Source organism: Sphingobacteriaceae bacterium (assembly GCA_002319075.1).
Lineage (GTDB): Bacteria > Bacteroidota > Bacteroidia > B-17B0 > Aurantibacillaceae > Aurantibacillus.
Genome location: NVQB01000001.1, coordinates 5,560,862 through 5,582,006, shown reverse-complemented (window position 1 = coordinate 5,582,006; position 21,145 = coordinate 5,560,862). Strand labels below are relative to the sequence as shown.

Sequence of the window (21,145 nt, the reverse complement as noted above, 5' to 3'; positions counted from 1 at the left end):
TTTCTTAATTTCGCGGCTGCATGACAAACATACTAAAGCCTTACACAAAGGGAGACATAGAAAAATTAACCCGTAAACGCAGCGGAGAAGATAAGATAGGAGAAGCCGTGCAATACGTTTCTTCGGATTGGAAAAAAGATCTTGAAAACACGGACGCCAAATTTGTAGTTATTGGAATCGCTGAAGATATAGGTGTTCGCGCAAATTATGGAAGGGCAGGAGCGGCCACTGCTTTCAGACCAGCCCTTGATAGTTTTTTAAATCAGCAAAATAATGATTTCTTAAAAGCCGAAAGTGTTTTTATACTTGGAGAGATTTTAGTGGACGACCTGATGCATGAGGCTGAAAATCTGGATATGAAAAATAAAAATGAGCTTGTAAAGTTGAGAGAGCTTGTTTCATTATTAGATGAACGCGTATCGGAAGTAATAAAACTAGTCGTGACGTTAAATAAAGTTCCGGTGGTTATTGGCGGAGGGCATAATAATTCTTACGGAAATATTAAAGGTGCTTCGCAGGCGCTGGGCAGGAAAATAAACGTTATCAATTGCGATCCGCACTTAGATTTTCGTCCACTCGAAGGCCGACACAGTGGAAATGGTTTTTCTTATGCGTATGAAAATAATTTTTTGAACAGGTACGCAGTGCTTGCCATGCATGAACAATATAACAACCAGGGGTCCATTCAAAAATTTAAAGAACACCCTGTTCATTTATTTTATACAACTTACGAATCCGTTTTCGTAAGAGAAGAACTAAATTTCAAAACCGCTTTGAATCAATGTATTGGTTTTGTGAAAGAAGAACTATGTGGTTTGGAAATAGATTTGGACGCTATTACCAATGTGCCGTCAAGTGCCAAAACCAGCAGTGGAATTTCGCCAACGCAGGCCAGGCAGTATGTTGACCATTGCGCAAGGAATTTAAAATGTCTTTATTTTCACATTGCTGAAGGAGCGCCTGTTCTTTCTCACATTAAAGCAGATAACAAAACTGGTAAACTCATTGCTTATTTGATGACGGATTTTATAAAAGCCAGTTTTAGCCAAAACAAGTAGCTGCAATCTGCATTCGCCAGGCACAAGACCCGCACCCGCAAACGAAGAACTTGCCGGCTTAGCGTCACATGTTTACTAAGCGTTTTCATTTTTCCGTTCACAGAAGATAAAATAATCTTCCAAACGTATACGTCCATTTTACAAGCCCGCCTCTTTAAAAGCCTCGTCCCAGCCTTGTTGTAAGTTCGCAGTTGAAATGATTTTTGCGCCCGGCGATCACTTATGTAAAAACTTTTATTCCTGGTCCAAGCCAATAGTAAAAAGAAAAACCCCGTCAGATGCTATTACATCTGGCGGGGCTGTTTTTCCTTACCCAACAAAAGAAAAACTCTGGTATAAAATTACATATAGCATAAACGCTATAGGTTACAAGTTCTGCGAAAATCTTACAAATGTAAATAATCGGTTTTATTTCTTAGATAGATGCTTTTACCTGATCGGTGTCCCGTCCTTAATTTCTTCGTTGGCTTTGTTTAGTAGCTCCTCATTTATTTTTAGATCCCCGAAAACTTCTGTTTTGTCTTCTACGTCACGTCCTTTTTTTACAGGAATTTGTTTTGCTTTGTTGTCTACTACAGCAATTACATAAGTTCCTTCGTTTGAGTTTACCAGCGCCGTTTTTGGAACCACAAAGCTGCTGTCTTTGGAAGCCAAGGGTATAAAAACTTCCGCCACTGTTCCGGGTAATAATTTTTTTGCTTCATTTTCTATATCCATTTCTATACGTTCTGATCTTAATCGCAGATCTAATGCCCCGGCCATCCGTTTTATGGTCGCTGTAAAAGTTTCAGAAGGCATTGATTTAACTTTAAAGGTCACCGCATCGTTTTGATTTAGTAGTCCGGTGTAAGCTTCGGGAATAGAAACAGCAAGTCTCAGATGTTTTTGTTCCTGTAAAGTTAGCAGGGGAAATTCAGATCCTTTGCCGCTGGGACCCACGTAGGCACCGGGATTTACATTCCGCGAGGTGATGATCCCGTTAAAAGGCGCGCGGATTTCTAAATAACTTTTTATAACACCTACTTCTTTGTACGAAGCTTTGGCGCCTTCGAGGTTAGAGAAGTCAGCATTTTTTTTGGCATTGGCCTGGTCTAAATCATTTTGCGAAACAGTGCCGGGAATTTTACCGGCTTCTACTAAACGGTTGTAATTAGCACTGCTGGCGGTGTAATTTGCTTCCAGTGATTTTAAACGCGATTCTGCTGCTGCCAGTTGCGATAACAGTTCTGGAGCTTCCAGGGTCATCAAAAGCTCACCGGCGCTTACTTCAGAGCCAATGTCAACATGCAGTTCTTTTACAAAACTGGTCACTTTTGCATAAAGATCTACCTGTTGATACGCTATCAATTCTCCCGGTAAAACAAGACGTGTGGAGAATTTGTTTTTTTGCAGTAAAAATGTTTCCGGGTGGGTTGCCAGTTCTTTTTTTTCTTCTTTTTTTTCTGAGGAAGAACAACTTTGCAAACTAACCAAAGCAAAAAGTCCAACTATAATTTTATTTTTTATCATACTATCTGTTTTTCAAAATAATTAAATGCCACCTGTTTGAATGTAATGTTCGCTCTCCTGGTCTTCCGGGTCAAGGGATACAGACTTGATACTTGTTTTTTCCTGCACCCAGGCAAAAATGTTAGGAAGAATAATTAATACGGCAAAGGTTGAAAAAAGTAAACCTCCAATTACAGCGCGTCCCAGAGGTGATACCTGGTCGCCGCCTTCCCCATGACCGATAGCCATGGGTAACATACCCGCAATCATGGCCACACTGGTCATAATGATCGGACGTAGCCTTAGAGAAGCTGCCTCCCTGGCTGACTCCAGGGCATTGCCGGAAATGCGCCTTAATTGTTCGGCATTTGTAATTAGTAAAACGGCATTAGCAATCGATACACCCACCGACATAATAATGCCCATATAGGATTGAAGATTTAAAGTAGAACCGGTGAGTTTTAGTAAAAGTAATGACCCTAAAACCACGGCAGGTACAGTGGTTAAGATCACAAAGGAAACACGGAACGATTGGAAGTTAGCGGATAGCATTAAAAAGATCACAACTATCGCAACAAGTAATCCTGATTGCAGACTGCTCAAAGTTTCATCTAACACAGTTCCAAGGCCAATGGGTTCAATAAATAAACCGCGTGGCAATTCTCCCAGATCCTTAATGGCCTTTTTTACATCTTCAGAAGCAGTTCCCAGGTCTGTTTTGTAAAGATTGGCGGTTACCGATAAATAAGGTGTTGCACCAAGATTATCATTTTCACCATAGGTAACACCCTTTGTAATACTGGCTACGTCGCTTAATACGGGACGAATAGCATTTTTCAACAAAGGTATTTCATTGATATCGTCTAAACTTTGCATCTTGTTAAGAGGCACCTGTACCTGTACATTGTACGATAGGCCTTGTTTTTCGTCTACCCAGATATTTTTTTCGGTATAACGGGAAGAAGAGGTAGAAGCTATAAGTGAACGGGAAATATCATTCATGTCCACTCCCAATTGCGATGCTCTTGTTCTGTCGATGTTAATGTTCAGAGAAGGATATTTAATAGGTTGAGCAATTTGAATATCACGCAGGTAATTTATTGCTTTCAGTTTGGCAATTATTTTGTTTGCGTAGTCTTCATTCACCTTTTTGTTTTTACCCGCAATCCTTACTTCTACTGGGGTAGGAGATCCCTGGCTTAATACTTTATCGATAAGTTCTATAGGTTCAAAAGATAATTTTACATCAGGCAAGACTTTGGCAATACGCTCTCTGAATTCGTCTTTAAAAATATCCATGTCTGCATGGTAGTCTTTCAAACTCACCTGGAAAACAGCTTCCTGCGGGCCAGACATAAACAAATAAATTGGATTCACTGAAAATAAAGAAGGGTGTTGCCCCACGTATACAGAAGTAATATTCACATGCTCTTTGCCAACCATCGAATCCAGTGCTGCAAGAACCGTTCTTACTTTTTCTTCGGTACGCTCAATTCGTGTGCCATCGGGGGCTCTGAGTCTTAATTGAAATTGACTGGAATTTACTTTCGGAAGTACGTCACGTCCGATAGTCGCCAAAAATAAAACGGCGAGAAGCGAAATCACAAGCAAGTACATAACGGTTACCAGCTTACGGCGTTTTAATAAACGGTCTAAGAACCGCATAAACCGCATTCTGAATTTTTCGAAGCGCCCGATTTTGCCGTCGTTATTGCTATCCATGCGCTGTGCCATAATGCGTTTTTGTTCTGCGGTATCAAAGGTTAATTCTGAAGCATCGCGTTCACCTTCTTTGTGGGCGTGTTTATGTTCTTTCATCATCCAGTTAGCTAATACCGGAACAAATGTTTGTGACAATAAAAACGAAACCACCATCGAGAAGCCAATTGCCAGGGCCAATGGTAAAAATAAAGCGCCCGGAATTCCCACCATGGTAAAGGCCGGAGCGAACACGGCAAGAATACACAAGAGAATTAATAATTTAGGAAGTGCGATTTCCCGGCAGGCATCCCAAATAGCTTTGGCTTTGGGTTTGCCCATATCTAAGTGTTGGTGAATATTTTCTATCGTTACGGTACTCTCATCTACAAGAATTCCAATGGCTAAAGCCAATCCACTTAAAGACATGATATTGATCGTCTGTCCGAAAAGTTTTAGAAACAATATCCCTGAAATAATAGAGGTTGGAATGGTCATGATCACGATCAGCGCAGCTCTGCGGTCTCCTAAAAATAAAAGCACCATTAAGCCTGTAAGGATAGCACCGATAATACCTTCACTCACCAAACTTTTTACGGCGTTAATCACGTATACAGATTGATCGAATTCGTAAGTTAAAGTCACGTCTTCAGGAAGTGTGCTCTGAATTTTTGGCAGATTCTTTTTTAAATTATTTACCACTTCCCAGGTAGAAGCGTCGCCTGACTTTGCAATGCTGATATAAACAGAACGTTTCCCGTCAATTAATGCATAGCCCGCAGCCACGTCAGCACCATCTTTTACGGTAGCAACGTCGCGTAAGTATAAATTCTGCACGCCTTTAAAAAGTGGAATGGTTTCAAAGTCTTTCACTTCTTTAATGGTATTGTTGGTGGGAGTTAAATAATTTTTATCGCCTATACGCACATTTCCGGCAGGAGCTGTTTGATTATTTAACCGGATGGCTTCTACAATTTGATCTACACTTAAATTATGCGATCTTAATAATTCCGGATCTACGTTTACTTCCACTGTCCGCACATTGCCCCCAAAAGGAGCAGGAGCAAGAAGGCCGGGAATAGACGTAAAAGAAGCACGTACATAAACATTGGCTAAATCCTGCAGTTCGTTATTGCTTCTGATCTTGCTGCTCAGTACCAATTGTCCTACCGGCAGAGAAGAAGCATCAAAACGAATAACAAATGGGGGATTTGATCCCGGCGGAAAAATAGCCTGCACACGGTTAGAGAGCGCACTGATCTCAGCCGCCGCCTGCGCCATGTTTGTTCCCTGGTAATAGGTTAATTTCATCAAGGTTAAGCCCTGTATGTTTTTTGTTTCAATACTTTTTACACCGTTAGCGAACAAAAGAATATTGATATAGGATTTACCAAAATAGGTTTCCATTTGTGTAGGTGAATAGCCACCGAAAGGATGGGCAATATAAATTACCGGTAAATTCATGTTTGGCAGAATGTCTATCTTGATATCGCGCGTAGCATTTATACCGAAGAAAAATAAACCTGCCACCAGTACTAAAATGGATATGGGTTTGCGAAGGGCGAAACGGATCATGGTTAATGTAGTTCGTTAGTTAATAATGTAATGTCTCCGGTAGCAGCAGCCTTTAATACCAAAGCCTGCCAGACATTTGTAAAAGCTATGTCGCGGTCGGTTTCGGCGCGGTTAAGTGTGTAAAGTGTTTGAGTGACTTCTACCATGGTTGCTAATCCGTTTTTATATAAAGTTGTTTTCTGGAGATAAGCATCCGACGCAGCTTTTACTTGCACAGGTGCTTCTGCGTAATTGTCGAGCGCGTTCTTCATTTTTGCATCTGACAAAGCGTCCTGCATTTTTAATTGTTGATTGGCTAAATCGTATTCGTTTTGTAAAGCTTCGACCATAAATTTTTGAGATTTTACCTGCGCGCTGTTGCGAACAATAGTGGTCAGGTTCCAGTTGAGGCCAACTCCTAATAAATAATTTCCACGCACAGGTTTTACACCGCTGGCATAGTCTTTGGTAAAAGCAGTTTGATTGGTGGTATATCCTGCTTCGAAGCCTGAACCTCTCTCTTGAACAACGCCGAATAAAGAAAATGTTGGAAAATAAAACCTGCGGTAATAGCTGGCTTGTGTGTTTCCCAGGTCAATACGACTTTGATAAAAATTTAAAACAGGATGCTGTTTTGAGCCCGAAGCTGCAGCACCCGACGGCACGCGGCTTACAAGATTGGTATCCAAAACAAAATCCGAAAATGTCAGTCCGGTTAATACAGCGAGTCTGCCCGCTTGTTCTTGTTCAGCATCTTTAGCGCGGGTTAACGCTATTCTTGCACTTGAAACTTCTGCGGCCGCTAAAGAAGAGTCTACACCTGCAATCAATCCGTTTTTGGCGCGGGTTACGGCATTGTTTTTAAAGACTATGGCGCGTTCTAAATTTTTTTGCTGCGAGCGGGTGATTCTTTGGGCGGCTATTAAATTCAAATAAGCTGAAGCTACCCGCACCTGGTGCTGAAATTGTTCTTGCGCAAGGTCGTTCTCATCGCGTCTTAAAGCTTCTTCAGAAATTTTAATCCTTTGACGTGTTCTTCCGAAAGTGAAAAATTCCCAGTTAACGTTGGCAAGATAAAGCGCACCATATGCGGCATTCCAGTTTTGAGTGGCGAGTGGAAGCCCTGATGAGGCAACGCCAAAACCGCCAAAACCATAGAGCGGACCGTTTTGACCATTGATAGTTCCGTAATCTTGTTGTGCAGAGAGAACAAGGTTTGGAAGGTAATCTCTTTTACTTTGTTGCACGGAAGCTTTTGACGCCTGTGCGTAATTTTCTTTTGCTTTTACGCTTCCGTAATTTTCAAGTCCTTTTTGTAAAGCGTCTTTTAATGTAAGCGTTTGTTTCTGGGCCAGGGCAGGAGAAAAAAACAAGAGGCTTAAGAGTAAGGAAACAAAACTGTTTCTGATCATGGTTCGTATAAATGAAATTGGAAAAAAAATAAAATTTCAGTTCACAAATTTCAGAATAGAATAAAAATAAAAATTATGGATTTCAAACGATTAACTATGCAAATCAAACAATGCTAATTTAGCTCTGTGAAAGAATGTTAACGGTTTTTTGAGGAATCGGGAATTGTATGCTGGAATATTCTACGCAAACGTTTACGCCCGTGATCTCAGCATCCCCGGAGTTTTACTGGTTTGTTTTTTGAAAAAAATGTTGAAGTTGGAAGGGTGTTCAAATCCAAGACTGTAGGCTATTTGAGCAACGCTGTTGTCGCTGTGTTTTAACAGGGCTTTAGCTTCGTTTGCAATTCTTGCGGAAATAATTTCGGTGGTGCTTCTGCCTGTTACTTCTTTAACCGCTCTGTTCAGATGATTGACATGTACAGAAAGTAAGTCGGCAAAGTCATGTGGTGTTTTTAATTTTAAGGATTGTTCTGTAGAATCCACCGGAAATTGGCGTTCGAGCATTTCGATAAAAAGTGAAGAAATGCGTGATGAAGCGCTGGAGTACTTATCACTGGACGAGCTGGAGGGCTGCATCTTGTGAGCCTCATGAATAAGGATATGCAGGTAATGGCTCAATAATTCATATTTTTTTACATAGTCGCCATCTACTTCCTGCATCATTTTTTTGAAAAGCATGTCAAGTTCTTTCGCCTGATCTTTCGTAAGATCGTAAACCGGATTAAGATTTGTATTGTAGAGCGGAGAGTTTCTGAAATTATTGTCATTCATAGCCGGAGCAATGAAAGTATTATTAAAAAGACAAAAATAACCTTCCTGCTTTTCGGAGATGGGCTCCCACATGTGCGGCGTCATAGGGTTATAGAAGATCAATGCTCTGCCTTTAACTTCAATCTTTTTATCTTCCAGGTGTAAAATACCGGTACCAATCACCAAAGCAATTTTATAAAAGTCCGTACGGTGAATTTGTGTCAGACGTTTACAGAAAATTCCTCTTTGAAAAACATTAAAATGTCCCATCTGTGGCAGTAATACCAAAGGGTTATCTTTCTTCGGCAAATACTCCGTGTAAAATTCCTGTAAGGTAAGCGTCTTATTCATATTGCAAAGTTATGGATTTCAAACAATACAAATCTTAAAAAATGTAATCACAAATGCAATAATTCAATAGATTCAACAAGTTCTGCCTCGTTACATCGTAAATAATAAAAGGCATATCTGCGCTCTAATGCTATACTTGGCATTAATTTGAATTTGTTGAACGCAGCTTTAGCGTCGGCCTTAAAAGTAAGATAGGGGAGTCCCTCAAACAATTTTTTTTCGAAGATCAGTTCCTTGTCTGCAAAATAGATCTTGATTTCAGAAGGTCTTTCACTTTCGTTTTTTAGAATTAACTCTAAAAACTTTGGACTGAAATCTTTATTTGACCAGCCTTGAGTGGATGTTGTTTTTTCTATTTCCAGTCTCATGTTCTCTTTTTTTGACGCAGATTGCTCAGATAACACTGATCTGAATGACTATAAATGTAATCAGAGTTATTTAGCCTTCTACAACTAGTGGCTTAACAATTTAAAATTATAAGTTGATCGTGAGTCATCCAGGAACGTTCCTGGTAAACTTAGAGGTTTTATTTTATTTCAATCTGTGCGATCTGCGAAATCAGCGTCAGACTCCGCAAAATCAATACCCGAAGTTCTTCAACCGGGTATCATTGCTCCGCCAATCCTTATCTACCTTTACGAACAATTCTAAAAACACCTGTTTCTTAAAAAAGATTTCCATGTCTTTACGGGCAGCTGTCCCCACACGTTTGAGAGCAGAGCCTTTGTCGCCAATAATAATGCCTTTCTGACTATCCCGTTCCACCAAAATATCCACCTGAATTTTAATGATCTTTTCTTCTTCTTTAAAGGAGTTGACGATCACTTCAACGCTGTAAGGGATTTCTTTTTTATAATTCAGTAGAATTTTTTCTCTTACGATTTCACTCACAAAAAAGCGTTCCGATTTGTCAGTGAATTCTTCTTTGTTATAATAGGCATCTCCGGTAGGAAGTAATTCGATGATGCGGTTCATGATCTTATCGATGTTGAATTTTTCAAGTGCAGAAATAGCCATGATCTCAGCCATTGGTAATCTCTCACGCCATTTTACCAGAGATTCTTCCAACTGGGCCTGTGTGGCGATATCTATCTTATTTATCAGGAGCAGGATAGGTGTTTGTGTTTTCTGAAGTTTTGCTAAATAAGATTCTTCCAGTTGAATGTCCTCAAAAACATCGGTGATGTATAAAAACAGATCTGCGTCTGTTAAAGCCGTAATAACAAACTGCATCATTTTCTCTTGCAGTTTGTAGAGCGGTTTTATAATGCCGGGAGTATCGCTGAATACGATCTGATAATCGTCGCCACTAACAATGCCCATTATACGGTGACGCGTTGTCTGTGCTTTAGAAGTGATAATGCTTAAACGTTCGCCTACTAAGGCATTCATTAGGGTAGATTTTCCAACATTCGGACATCCAATGATGTTTACGAAGCCGGATTTATGAGGTGTAAGTTCTGTCATTTTGAACCGTAAAGTTAGTGTTATTTGTGGAAGATAGTTTTAAAAAAACCGGCGTTCTACTTGAATTGTTGCCTGGTTAGAACTTTTTCAACTATTTTAAAGTAATTTTAAATCTCATCCGTCTACAGTAATAATGCAGGTAGATAGTAACGTATTCATGGCTGAAAAAAAACAAACTATTGTTCAAACGGTTGCGCTCTATGGCAAACAGCTATTGGGTTTTATTCGTGGCAAAGTAAATAGCGATGAAGATGCCGAAGATATTTTACAGGATGTATGGTACCAGTACAGCAACCTGGATGAAGTGGATGCCATTGAAAGTGTTAGCGGATGGCTGTACAGGGTTGCGAAAAATAAAATAACAGACCGTTTCCGCAGGAAAAAACCAGAACGCCTTGAAGATTTTGCTTTTGAGAACGAAAGCGGTGAAATTAATTTTAAAGAAATTCTTTTAGCAGACCCGCAAAATTCGGAGGACGAGTTTTTTAAAAAGATTTTCTGGGAAGAGCTGATGTCTGCGTTGGAAGAACTTCCTGAAAAACAAAGAAGTGTTTTTATACAGAATGAGCTGGAAGAAAAAAGTCTGCAGGAGATTGCCGATCAAAGTGGAGAAAGCATTAAGACAATCATTTCCCGCAAAGGGTATGCAGTAAAATTTTTAAGAGAAAGATTAAACGATTTATATAACGAATTTTTAGACTACTAATAAAATGATAAACAGAGGATTTAAACAAAGAAGATTTTTTATGTTTCCACTCTTCGGACTGGCCTTTGTGGCTGCCGGCGGCTTAGCGGTTATGTTTTTGTGGAACGCCATTTTGCCACCGGTAGTAAGTGGAGTAGGTACTCTTACTTATTTGCAGGCAGCAGGGCTGTTGATCCTTTGCCGGATCTTATTCGGCGGTTTTCGAAGAGGGCGGACCGGACCGGGGCATAGAGGTGGACCGCCCTGGAGACAAAAAATGATGAACATGAGCGAAGAGGAGCGTGAGAAATTCCGTGAGCAATGGAAAGAGCGTTGCTCAAGGAAATAAATGATAAGCCAGTTTTAGGACTGGCTTTTTTATTTTCAAATAATTAAAGTAAAAATACATCTTGCTCGTCTTCCTATTATAGAAGGCCTTCTGAAGCGCTTCAGTAAACCTTCCCAAACTAAAAAAACAAATAAAATGAAATCGCAGATTCACGAAGACAATAGTCTAAAAACAAAAGTTATGAGTACAAAACAAATTTTAAAAACAGTGTTAGCCGGTATTCTTGCGGGAGTACTACTTTTTATGATGCCTTTTATAATTTTAAAAGTGCTGGTAGTTCTTTTCCTTCTTAAATCTATTTTCCGTCTTATGGGAGGAGGCAGGCACCGTCACCAATGGCGTTATGCCTATGCTCAGAAATTCAATAACATGAGTGAAGATGATCGTAAGGCCTTCATGGAAAAGTACGGACACCGTTGCGGCCCACACTACAAAGGTGGTTCGGAAAACTTTGGAACAGAAGAAAAAAATAAAACAACAAATTTTTAATTTTAAAAATTGAACAATGAAAAGAGGAACAAAAATAGCAGTGTTTGTGGCCAGTATGGCACTGACTTTCGGAAGTTTAATGGCTTTTATTGGTCCGCGCCACTGCGGCAGAGGCATGCACAACCATTGGCAAGATCACAGAACAGGGGCGGCATGCAGCGAAATGCATAAAGTAGGCGCTTCACAAAACTAGTTTAAATTAAACTATCACTCCTCAGGGTTTCTCATCCTGAGGTTTTTTTATGCCCGTAAACGAACAGTTATTATAAAATTAAATCGAAATAAAAAATGTAAAAAGGCATGTTTTGTAAATTAAAGATTCAATGTAAAATAATAATCCGTACTAGCGTTAAAAAGCCTTAAATCAAGCCCCTGGCTTTTAATATTGGTTACATTTACAAACTATTTTAAGATGAAACGGTGCACTCTAAACTGAGAAAAAATAAAGATATTCCCGTGGGTACAAGGGCGCTGATTCTTTCAAAGCTTTATTTTGGTGTTTTAAGTAAAAGTCTTGAGGATCTTGAAATAGAGAGGTATTTCTCCGTTCTTTATTTTTTAAACGAAAACAACGGTTGCAGTCAGCAATTTATTTGCAATCATCTGGCAATTGATAAAACGGCCATGGTGAAGGTGCTGGATTACCTCATTAAAGCAGGCTATGTTTTGCGGGAAATAAATACTGAAGACCGCCGAGAACACATTGTTATTTTAACGAAAAAAGGACAAAAGTATACGGCTGAAATCGTTAAGTCTTTCGATGAAATTGACGAGCAAATCTTTTCTACTATTACCAAACAGGACAGGATAGCTTTCACAAGAGTACTGTCTACATTGTCGGAAAATTTAAAATTATTACCCGGAAATGATCTGCAGTTTAATTATAAAAAAACAAGAACGCTCTCAAAAAATAACCGCAGTCTTTCGATAACAAAATTGAAAGCACAAAAAAGCACGCACAAAAATTAAGTTTTCCCTCATGAAAAAAATACCTAACTGGCTCATTATTGTTGTTGTTATAGCACTGCTCATAGGATCCAAATTTCTTTTCTTCTCAAAAAAACAAGAGAAAGTTTTAACACCACAGGAAAGAAAAAATATTCCTATAGCCGTAAATTATTACGTTACAAAAGCTACATCTTTTAATAACGATATCTATACAACCGGTAAAATAGGCGCTTTTAACCAGATCGATATTCTGCCGGAAGTAAACGGTAAAATAATCTCTGTAAATTTTAAAGAAGGTGAATCTGTAAATAAAGGAGATCTCCTGGTGAAACTTAATAGTTCTGATTTGGAAGCTCAACTTTTAAAAACAAAAACGCAATTAAAATTATCTGAGCAAAAATTAGAGCGCCTTAAAAAGCTTTTAGGTATTAATGGCATCAGCCAGGAAGAATTTGATATGCAGGAAAACGAACTGGCAGGTTTTAAAGCTGACCAGGCATACATAGAAGCCCAGCTTGCAAAAACAAACATTACGGCTCCCTTTAGCGGTGTAATTGGACTTAAAAATATTAGTCCCGGGTCCTTTGTAAGTCTTACTACTCCCATAGCTTCTCTTATTCAACTGCAGCCGCTTTATGTCGAATTTTCTATTCCTGAAAAATACAATGCGCTTTTTAAAAAAGGAATTCATGTTAATTTTTCTAACGACAATTTAAACTCTCAAAAAACATTTTCTGCAACAATCTATGCTATAGAGCCACGTGTTGACGAAATAACCAAAACAATAAAAGCCAGGGCCATGTACAATGGTTCAGAAACTTTTTATCCAGGAAGCTTTGTAAAAGTTTTTGTAAATATGGGGCAAACCAACAATGCTTTAATGGTTCCAACCCAGGCGGTGATAGCTATTTTAAAAGGACAAAAAGTTTTCGTAAGCCGGGGTGGTGTGGCTACCGAAGTGCTTGTAGACATTGGTGTTAGAACCGATGATAAGATCGAAATAGTTAAGGGCCTTGCACCGGGAGACACCGTTATTACAACGGGTTTACTCTCTGTAAAAAAAGATTCTAAACTTAAATTACTAAAAGCGGTTAACTAATGGATATAGCTTCGTTAAGCGTAAAGCGCCCGGTTTTAGCAGTAGTAATGTCAGTAATCATTGTGCTCTTTGGTGCTATTGGTTACAATTACCTCGGCGTGCGCGAATTCCCATCCATCGATCCACCTGTTATTACAGTTCGCACCAATTATACCGGGGCCAATGCCGACGTTATACAGTCGCAGATCACCGAACCTCTTGAAAAAGCCATCAATGGTATCGACGGGATACGTTCTATCTCAGCTTCCTCAAACCAGGGGTCGAGTATTATAACCGTAGAATTTAATTTAGGAGCCAATCTTGAAGCTGCTGCCAACGATGTGAGGGATAAGGTTTCGCAAGCCTTACGACAATTGCCACAGGATATCGATGCACCGCCCGTTGTATCTAAAGCAGACGCTAACTCAGATGCCATTATTTCCATGACATTGTTGAGCGATTCCCGTTCGTTATTAGAAGTGAGTGATTATGCCGAAAATGTGATCGCTCAAAATCTTCAGACAATTTCAGGGGTAAGCTTGGTGCAGATCTGGGGACAACGCCGCTTTTCGATGCGCATCCGCCTGCATCCCGATAAACTTGCGGCTTATAATTTAACGCCACTCGATGTGAAACTGGCATTAGATCGCGAAAACGTGGATCTTCCATCAGGTAAAATTGCTGGTAACGCCACAGAGCTTACGGTAAATACAATCGGTAGATTGTCAACAGTGCCGGAGTTTGAGGCCATGATCATTAAAGAAGATGCCAGCAACATTGTGCGTTTAAGAGATGTGGCACTGGTAGAGCAGGGGGCAGAAAATGAAGAGACGATTTTAAAAGACTCTGGAGTTCCCATGGTGGGACTTGGACTTGTGCCGCAGCCCGGAGCTAATTACATCGATATTTCAAAAGAGTTTTACAAACGTTACGAATTGCTTAAAAAGGAGTTGCCGAAAGATTACCATGTGAACATTGCTCTGGACAATACAAGGTTTATTAAGAAATCCATTGTAGAAGTTCAGGAAACACTCATCATCGCTTTGATATTGGTAATCCTCATCATCTTTTTATTTTTCAGGGATTGGTTAATTGCTTTTCGTCCTTTAATAGATATTCCGGTTTCTTTGATTGGCGCTTTTTTTATTATGTACATTATGGATTACTCTATAAATGTATTGACGCTTTTAGCAATTGTGCTTGCAACTGGTTTGGTAGTGGATGATGGAATAGTTGTAACCGAAAATATTTTCAAAAAAATTGAAAAAGGTATGAAGCCCACAGAGGCGGCAATTGAAGGCACAAGGGAGATTTACATGGCAGTTATTATTACTTCCTTAACGCTGGCAGCAGTATTTATGCCGGTTATCTTTTTAGAAGGATTTGTTGGACGTCTCTTTCGTGAGTTTGGTGTGGTAATTGCGGGAGCCGTTATTATTTCTGCTTTTGTTTCACTTACCCTAACACCCATGCTGAATGCAAAGCTGGTTAAAAAAGACCCGACTAAAAAAAGTAAGTTTTATCATATGACCGAACCTTTCTTTGTTGGTCTGGATGCCTGGTTTAAAAAAACAGTTACCAATTTTCTTCAAAAAAGATGGTGGGCTATAATTATCATTGCAGCTTCTTTTGGCGCGATCTTCTTTTTCGGGTCTCAATTACAGTCGGAGCTTTCTCCCTTGGAAGACCGCAACTGGCTCAGACTGCAAGTAACAGCCCCCGAAGGAACTTCCTTCGAAGCTACCGACGCTTTAATAGACAGGATCTCGGGATTTATTTCCGATTCTGTTCCTGAAAAAGCAGTAGCCTTAACTGTTACTGCACCGGGCTTTGCCGGTTCAGGTGCGGTAAACACAGGATTTGTACGTCTCGCTTTAACAGAGTCTGATCATAGAGAAAGATCGCAGGCGCAAATAGCTGCCGCCATTAATAAAAACGTAGGACAATTTCCTGAAGGTCGCGTCTTTGTTATCCAGGAACAATCTATTACTTCCGGCGGCGGACCCCGCGGTACTTTACCTGTAGCATTTGTATTGCAAACACAAAACTTCGGGAAACTGCGTGAAAAACTTCCGCAATTTATGGAGCTGGCCAGCAAAAACCCTGTATTTGGTGGTCAGGTAGACGTTAATTTAAAATTTAATAAGCCCGAGTTGGTAATTGAGATCAACCGCGATAAAGCAAGAACAATGGGTGTTTCCATTGCTGATGTGGCACAAACCATTCAGCTCGCTTTAAGTGGCCAGCGTTTCGGATACTATATAAAAGGAGATAAACAATACCAGGTTTTAGGTCAGGTAACCCGCGAGAGCAGAGACGATCCACGCGATATCCAGGATCTTTTCGTGCGTAATGCCAGTGGAGAAATGATTCAACTGGATAATGTTGTTACCGTTGTTGAGCGCAGTAGTCCACCTCAATTGTATCACTACAACAGGTACCAGTCTGCTACCATTACTGCAGGTTTGGCTCCTGGTAAAACTATTGGAGATGGAATTGACGAGATGAATAAAATTGCAGCCCAGGTGTTGGATGATAGTTTCACAACCTCCTTAACAGGCGCTTCACGTGACTATGCAGAAAGTTCTTCTAATATTTTCTTTGCCTTTGCTTTAGCATTGGTTTTAATTTATTTATTACTGGCTGCACAATTTGAAAGTTTTGTAGAGCCTTTAATTATTATGATCACTGTACCCATGGCCCTTTCAGGAGCTGTTTTTTCATTGTGGTATTTTAATCAAACCTTAAATATTTTTAGCCAGATTGGAATGATCATGCTAATCGGACTGGTAACAAAGAATGGGATTTTAATTATTGAATTTACAAATCAGTTAAGAGAAAGAGGTATGCCCGTGGGAGAAGCTCTTATTGAGGCTTCCACTGCCCGTATGCGTCCGATTTTAATGACCAGTCTTGCTACCATCCTCGGTGCCTTGCCCATTGCTATGGCTTTGGGTGCGGGTTCAAAGAGTAGAATGGGCATGGGGATTGTGATCATTGGCGGTTTGTTGTTATCAATGATCCTCACACTGTTTGTGATTCCAGCTATCTATTCCTTTATGATAAAAGACAAACCGAAGAATAACGAAGAAATTAAACCACATGCTTAAGAGTTGTTTACATACTACAAAACGAACGATAACACTGGTATGCGTTTGTTTTTTGTTTGCATTTGCTTCACAAGCACAAGATAAACTCACGGTAGATGAAGCGATTAAATTAGCTCTCGAAAAAAACTACTCTGTGCTTATTGTAAAAGGCAACCAGGAAATTGCAAAAGCACAAAACAATTTGGGTAATGCCGGCATGTCGCCAACCGTTACCGCTTTAGCGAATTTAAATCTCGCCACTCTGAATTCACACCAGGTATTTAATACAGGCGTAGTGCAGGATAGAACAGGGGCCCAGACCAATGCAACGGGCGCCTCTATCAACGCTGCCTGGAATGTGTTTGACGGATTTAAAATGTTCGCCATTAAAAAACGCCTCGAATTAAACGAAGGACTTTCAGCTATCCAGCTAAAACAACAAATGGAGAATACTGTTTACGATGTGATCGTTACTTATTTTAATATCGTAAAAACAAAAGAGTTGCTGAAAGCCGCAAAACAAAATTTAGAGATTTACCAGGAACGCCGCAAAATTGCAGAGTTAAAGCTAGAGATCGGTTCTGATTCTAAAGTAGATGTTTTACTCTCCCGATCTGACGAAAATAAAGCGAAGAGCGAAATTATTCAGTTAGAACTGGAGCTGTTGAATGCCAAAGTTCAATTGAATACGCTTATAGCCCGTCCGGCCGACACTGATTATCAAACCACAGATTCTATAAGTGTAAATTACAATCCGAATCTTGATGATCTGAAGAAAAACGTTACACAAAGCAACTCCTCTGTTCTTATTTCCAAACAAAATGAACTCATATTCGGCCAAACCATAAGAGAAGCACGCTCAGCAAACATTCCTTTAATCCAGGTAAATGGAGCTTATGTTTTTACACGAAACCAAAGTCAGGCCGGTATCGTATTCTTAAACCGTCAGAATGGTTTAAACGGCGGTATTAGTGCCAGCTGGTTAATTTTTAATGGTAACAAAAATAACAGGCTCGTGAAAGAACGCAGTATACAAGCATTAAATCAGCGTTATTTTACCGAGCAAACACAATTGCAGATAGATGGACTTGTTTACGTGAGTTACCGTTCCTATTTATTGAATCAGCAAATTGTAAGCATGGAAAGACAGAATCTTGCCGATTCAAAAGAAGTGCAAACTATTTCCTTAGAACGCTATAAAGTGGGTAAGGCTAATCTGTTAGAAACCATCGAAACGCAAAAAAATCTCGAAGACGCACAGGTTCGTTATATCAACGCTCTCTATGCTATTAAGGTAGCCGAGGCCGAGTTGCTGCGGGTCAATGGAAGTCTGGTGAAGTAATTTCAAATGATGGATTATTTTTAATATACAGTGTCTCGGCATTGCAGAAAGCTAGTCAAGAGTTCAGATGATCCCGGCGGTTTTTTCAGCACACCTGTTAAGTTGTAAGTTCCTGTAACTTTTCAGTTCTTCCGCCCGTCTTAGCCTTAAAACTTATAAAATTTTAAGAAAACGCAGCTCTAAAGCTCTTATATTTTAAGTAAATTTACCACGCATGTTAAAATTCAGATTCACCCTCCTGCTCGCCTTGTCAGCTTTAATTTTCAAAGCTCAGCAACCTATTGATAAAGTTATAGGCGTTGTTGCCAAATACCCTATTCTTTTGAGTGATCTTCAGAACAGTATGGTGGAGCGCGAAAACCAGGGCGCACCGCTTGATAAATGCAATGCTTTCGAGATGTTGGTTTTTCAAAAACTCCTGGTTGCCCAGGCAGACAGAGATAGTGTGGTAGTGTCGGATGCCGAAGTGGAAACAGAATTAACGCGCCGTATGAATTATTTTGTTCAACAGTTTGGCAGTGAAGAAAAAATGGAGGCTTTTTATGGCAAGCGTACCAATGTAATGCGTGACGAGTTAAAACCGGATATCCAGGAACAATTGGTTGCCGAGAAAATGAATGGCAAAATTACCGGCGATGCGAAATTAACACCAGCCGAAGTACGTTTATTTTTTAATACCATTCCTATAGATAGCCTGCCCCTAATTGAGTCGGAAGTGGAACTTCAGCAACTCGTTAAGCGTCCTACTTTTAGTTCTGAAGCCAGACTGGATGCGCGTGAAAGCCTTGAATCTTACCGTCAACGTGTGGTTAAAGGTGAAGTTAGTATCAGCACCATTGCGCGTTTATACAGCGAAGATCCGGGTTCAGCAAAGGACGGCGGGCACTATGAATTTGGACGTGGGGTAATGGATCCTGCTTTTGAAGCTGTTGCTTTTCGTTTAAAGAAAGGGGAGATCTCCAATGTTTTTGAAACAGCTTATGGTTACCATTTTATTCAACTCGAACAACGTAAGGGAGAAATGGTATCGGTGCGTCACGTACTTGTGATGCCAAAGATGAGCAATGAAGATTTTTTCAAGTGTAAAAAGCAGTTAGACTCTATACACGATGCTATAAAGGCCGGAACCATTAGTTTTGAAGATGCTGTAAAAAAATTCAGTGATGACGAGGAGACAAAACAAAACGCCGGTTTAATGATCAACCCTTCAAATGCTTCTACCAAGTTTGATAACGAAACTTTAAGCCAGATCGATAAAAATCTGATCGCGACTTTTAATAGCATGCAAATTGGTGAGTTTAGTAACCCGATGCAATTTTCAACCCAGGATGGAAGAGCAGGGTATAGGATCTTAAAGCTTAAAAACAGAATTGATCCGCACAGAGCTAATATGAAAGACGATTACCAAAGAATTTCAGCAATGGCAAACCAGGTTAAGAAACAGGAAATTGTAAAAGAGTGGATTAAAAAACGGTCTAAAATCACTTACATAAAACTCGACCAGGAATATCTTTGTAAATTTGAAAACGACTGGGTAATTTCTGCTAACTGATTTATTAGTACATTGAGCTGTTAATTAGCTGAATGAAAAAGTCTTCAATTTATTGGTACTGCCAGATTTTCGGCTGGTCTTTTTATATCATCGTTAATTCCGTTTTTTTCGGATTAAGCTACCAGTCCAGTTTTAAAGAATACCTCATTTATTTCTTAATGCTGCCTATTGGCATTGCCATTTCGCATTTTTACCGGAATTTTATTATCCGTCAGAAAATTCTGGAACTTCGCATTTCCCTCCAGTTAATCTGCATCGTTTTGTTCAGCCTCGTCAAAGCGGTTATCTTCTTTTTAATTTTTTCTACCTTATTCGTTTTATTCGGCCTCCTCGATTCCTGGCCCGATTTTCTTTCCATATCGACATCTATTACTGATTTTACAGTGGTTTTCAGTTTATGGAATATTATTTATTTTGGATTCCAGTATTTTCAAAACTACAAACGTGCAGAGATTAATTCTTTACGTTATTTGGCTGCAAGCAGAGAGTCGGAACTTAACAGTTTAAAAGCCCAGTTAAATCCCCATTTTATTTTTAATTGTATGAACAGTATTCGCGCTTTAATTGACGAAAATCCTACGAATGCCAAAACAGCGGTCACACAATTATCCAATATTTTGCGTAACACTTTACTGATGGATAAAAGCAAAGAAATTTTTTTGAAGGACGAAATTGCTCTGGTAAAAGACTATTTAAACCTTGAACAGATCCGTTACGAAGAACGTTTGAATTACACGTTTAAAATTGAAGAAAATATAAGCAGTGCCTTTATTCCACCTTTTATTATTCAATCGCAGGTAGAGAATGCTATTAAGCACGGAATATCACGCCTGCCGGGTGGCGGACAAATACTCATAGAAGCTTTTAAGGAGGAACAGAAACTTAAAATCCAGGTGTCGAACAGCGGGAAAATCAATTCTGAAACACCCTTAACCGGTGTAGGATTTAAAAATTCTATCTTACGGTTAGAATTACTTTATGGTTCCGCCGGAAAAATTTCAATACACGAAGCAAACGATTTGGTAGTTGTAGAGATAACTATACCTTTGAAATAAAAATAGAATAAACTTTAATCAGACCATGAAAGCTATAATCATTGACGATGAACGCCTGGCCCGCCAGGAATTAAAAAATTTATTAGCCGCCTACAAAGAAGTCGAAATTATTGCAGAGTGTTCTGACGCTCAACAGGCCAGGGAGAAAATCAATGAATTAAAACCGGACATTATTTTTTGTGATATTAATATGCCCGGAAAATCGGGCCTTGAGCTTGCTGAGGAAATTTCAGGAGCTATTGATGTAGTATTTGTAACGGCGCATGATGAGCACGCTATTAAAGCTTTTGAACTCAACGCTTTCGATTATCTTTTAAAACCGGTGCAGGCAGAGCGTCTTGCTGAAACTATAAAAAAATTATCCATTAAAGAAACCGCCACCCGCACCGATAACAATACACCTCTTACTGAAAAAGACATGGTTTTTATTAAAGACGGTGAAAAATGCTGGTTCGTGCGGCTCTCTGACATTCGATTGTTTGAATCGGAGGGTAATTATGTGCGTGTGTATTTCGAAAATTTCAGACCGCTTATTCTGCGCAGCTTAAATAGTTTAGAAACACGCTTAAACGAAAAACAGTTCTTTAGGGCCTCTCGTAAACACATGATCAACATGAGTTATATAGCCAGCGTTGAAACCTGGTTTAACGGTGGTTTAAATGTAAAACTAAAAGACGGTAAGGATATTGAAATCTCCCGTCGCCAGGCTGTTAAATTGAAGGACATGATGAGTTTGTAAATTTGTTCCGTTTTCTCACACTAAATTTATAAATTAGCCGT

General features: G+C 39.6%; 17 protein-coding genes. 11 read left to right on the top strand and 6 right to left on the bottom strand.

Annotation, left to right across the window (positions count from 1 at the left end; genetic code table 11):
- Positions 1 to 20: 20 nt before the first annotated feature.
- Positions 21 to 1,058, top strand: coding sequence for an arginase (locus CNR22_24120; GenBank protein ID PBQ34729.1), 1,038 nt, complete (start codon positions 21 to 23; stop codon positions 1,056 to 1,058).
- Between the two features lie 429 nt (positions 1,059 to 1,487).
- Here the strand turns inward: CNR22_24120 and CNR22_24115 are convergent, their stop codons facing one another.
- From CNR22_24115 to CNR22_24090, 6 genes are all read right to left on the bottom strand, one after another.
- Positions 1,488 to 2,567 carry an efflux transporter periplasmic adaptor subunit gene (locus tag CNR22_24115; GenBank protein PBQ34728.1) on the bottom strand — a complete coding sequence of 360 codons (1,080 nt, stop codon included), beginning with the start codon at positions 2,565 to 2,567 and terminating at the stop codon, positions 1,488 to 1,490.
- A gap of 21 nt (positions 2,568 to 2,588) precedes the next feature.
- Positions 2,589 to 5,819 carry an acriflavin resistance protein gene (locus tag CNR22_24110; protein ID PBQ34727.1) on the bottom strand — a complete coding sequence of 1,077 codons (3,231 nt, stop codon included), beginning with the start codon at positions 5,817 to 5,819 and terminating at the stop codon, positions 2,589 to 2,591.
- Between the two features lie 2 nt (positions 5,820 to 5,821).
- Positions 5,822 to 7,210 (bottom strand): transporter, encoded by a 1,389-nt coding sequence (locus tag CNR22_24105; GenBank protein PBQ34726.1) that lies wholly within the window; start codon positions 7,208 to 7,210, stop codon positions 5,822 to 5,824.
- Positions 7,211 to 7,402: 192 nt separating this feature from the next.
- A complete protein-coding gene (locus CNR22_24100) occupies positions 7,403 to 8,311 on the bottom strand; it encodes an AraC family transcriptional regulator (GenBank protein ID PBQ34725.1) in 909 nt (302 codons plus the stop codon).
- Between the two features lie 47 nt (positions 8,312 to 8,358).
- Positions 8,359 to 8,715: a hypothetical protein gene (locus CNR22_24095; protein ID PBQ34724.1), complete on the bottom strand. Its 357-nt coding sequence runs from the start codon at positions 8,713 to 8,715 to the stop codon at positions 8,359 to 8,361.
- A gap of 175 nt (positions 8,716 to 8,890) precedes the next feature.
- A complete protein-coding gene (locus tag CNR22_24090; protein ID PBQ34723.1) occupies positions 8,891 to 9,778 on the bottom strand; it encodes a GTPase Era in 888 nt (295 codons plus the stop codon).
- A gap of 157 nt (positions 9,779 to 9,935) precedes the next feature.
- Between CNR22_24090 and CNR22_24085 the strand changes: the two genes are divergently transcribed.
- The 10 genes from CNR22_24085 (at position 9,936) to CNR22_24040 (ending at position 21,104) form a co-directional block, all read left to right on the top strand.
- On the top strand, positions 9,936 to 10,484 hold the full coding sequence (locus CNR22_24085) for an RNA polymerase subunit sigma-24 (GenBank protein PBQ34992.1): 549 nt from the start codon (positions 9,936 to 9,938) through the stop codon (positions 10,482 to 10,484).
- 40 nt (positions 10,485 to 10,524) lie between these two features.
- Positions 10,525 to 10,812 carry a hypothetical protein gene (locus tag CNR22_24080; protein PBQ34991.1) on the top strand — a complete coding sequence of 96 codons (288 nt, stop codon included), beginning with the start codon at positions 10,525 to 10,527 and terminating at the stop codon, positions 10,810 to 10,812.
- Between the two features lie 135 nt (positions 10,813 to 10,947).
- Positions 10,948 to 11,301, top strand: a complete 354-nt coding sequence (locus tag CNR22_24075) for a hypothetical protein (protein PBQ34722.1) — start codon at positions 10,948 to 10,950, stop codon at positions 11,299 to 11,301.
- Positions 11,302 to 11,721: 420 nt separating this feature from the next.
- The gene (locus CNR22_24070; GenBank protein PBQ34721.1) at positions 11,722 to 12,270 is read left to right on the top strand and encodes a hypothetical protein; all 549 of its coding nucleotides are present in this window, start codon (positions 11,722 to 11,724) and stop codon (positions 12,268 to 12,270) included.
- Between the two features lie 10 nt (positions 12,271 to 12,280).
- Positions 12,281 to 13,348 carry an efflux transporter periplasmic adaptor subunit gene (locus tag CNR22_24065; GenBank protein ID PBQ34720.1) on the top strand — a complete coding sequence of 356 codons (1,068 nt, stop codon included), beginning with the start codon at positions 12,281 to 12,283 and terminating at the stop codon, positions 13,346 to 13,348.
- Entirely contained in the window at positions 13,348 to 16,437 is a 3,090-nt protein-coding gene (locus CNR22_24060) for an acriflavin resistance protein (GenBank protein PBQ34719.1), read from the top strand. Before CNR22_24065 ends, CNR22_24060 begins: the two co-directional genes overlap by 1 nt.
- Complete coding sequence (locus CNR22_24055) at positions 16,430 to 17,758, top strand: hypothetical protein (GenBank protein PBQ34718.1); 1,329 nt, start codon at positions 16,430 to 16,432, stop codon at positions 17,756 to 17,758. The genes CNR22_24060 and CNR22_24055 overlap by 8 nt, the downstream gene beginning before the upstream one ends.
- Before the next feature lie 214 nt (positions 17,759 to 17,972).
- Positions 17,973 to 19,310, top strand: coding sequence for a peptidylprolyl isomerase (locus tag CNR22_24050; GenBank protein PBQ34717.1), 1,338 nt, complete (start codon positions 17,973 to 17,975; stop codon positions 19,308 to 19,310).
- 32 nt (positions 19,311 to 19,342) lie between these two features.
- Entirely contained in the window at positions 19,343 to 20,365 is a 1,023-nt protein-coding gene (locus tag CNR22_24045; GenBank protein PBQ34716.1) for a histidine kinase, read from the top strand.
- A gap of 25 nt (positions 20,366 to 20,390) precedes the next feature.
- On the top strand, positions 20,391 to 21,104 hold the full coding sequence (locus tag CNR22_24040; GenBank protein PBQ34715.1) for a DNA-binding response regulator: 714 nt from the start codon (positions 20,391 to 20,393) through the stop codon (positions 21,102 to 21,104).
- Positions 21,105 to 21,145: the final 41 nt, after the last annotated feature.